Consider the following 1,190-nt stretch of genomic DNA (forward strand, 5'->3'; position numbering starts at 1 on the left):
ACACGGTCCCATCGGGCTGCTGCACCGGTGCTCGGAGCCACCGGTTGACATACAGCACCACCCACGGGGCATCGGTATGCACCTCCACAGCTTTGACGATGAGGTCCCATCGGACGGAGTCGAAGAATTTCTGGACATCAAGATCGATCACCCAGTCCTTGCGCCAGCACCGTTCCCGGCATTTCCCCACCGCATCCAGAGCCGACTTTCCCGGCCGGTAACCGTAGGAGTCGGGATGGAACACCGGATCCACCCGTTTCTCCAAGTGCACGGCCACCACCGTTTGCGCCACTCTGTCGCCGACACAAGGGATTCCGAGAGTCCTCGTGCCGCCGCCGTGCTGTTTCGGTATCTCCACCGCTCGAACCGGAGGCGGGAAGTAGCTTCCCGAGGACATCCTGTTCCAGATCTTGTAGAGGTTGTTCTTCAGATCCTTCTCGAAGTCCTCGATGCTCACCCCATCTACGCCTGGTCCGCCCTTGTTCTCCTTGACCTTCTCCCATGCCTCCCAGACCTCCCGCTTGGAGATCTCGAACGGCTTGCCTGTTGACTTCAGCTCACTCACGCGACTCCTCCCAGGGCATCGCCTGGTTGATCGAACAAGTCCAGCCACGGATGACCTGGCCCCTTGGCTCCATTCCCACCGCGCCAGGCAGGAACTTCCCAGCTACTACGAGCCAGTCCGCCGGCACCGTCCCGCATCGGTACTCAGTCCCTCGCGGGTTCTCCGCTTGGGATGCTCCCTGTCTCCGACCGCGAATCATCTTCGCGGACAGAAGTATCGGGACGGGCCTTCTCACGTTCCACGCAAGAGCAGCAGATCAGGCTCGCGCCGCCTTCACGCCGGACACCATCTGGCCAGTAAGCAGGTTCCCGCCAGACTCATCCCAAGGTCGGATAAAACCCAGGTTTCGATGTCGTCCTAAACATTTCGACGCTTCAACAGCGAACCCCCGCAGGGGCTTTCAGCGCAACGCCTTCCTGATCCCCACCTGACGCCTCCAACGGACGCCTTTTCCCTCATCGCTCACCACGACAGTCTTCAGCTAACGCAGCAGAGGGTGGTTTGATGCCTCCCCCATGCAGGGCGACACCGGAGGGCCGAGAATCCTCCATCTCTCACGCAGCACCGCTTCGAGGAACCTCTTCCTACGCACCAGCTCCTCTCAGCGTTCGTGACGCACTATCCG

General features: G+C 60.9%; 1 protein-coding gene. It reads right to left on the bottom strand.

What is annotated here, in order from left to right; all coding sequences use genetic code 11:
* Positions 1–565: reverse transcriptase domain-containing protein (locus tag GLP40_RS33110; RefSeq protein ID WP_328290948.1), on the bottom strand; the 565-nt coding region annotated here is incomplete at its 3' end.
* Positions 566–1,190: the final 625 nt, after the last annotated feature.

It is taken from the genome of Nocardia aurantiaca (assembly GCF_009708175.1).
GTDB classification, from domain to species: domain Bacteria; phylum Actinomycetota; class Actinomycetes; order Mycobacteriales; family Mycobacteriaceae; genus Nocardia; species Nocardia aurantiaca.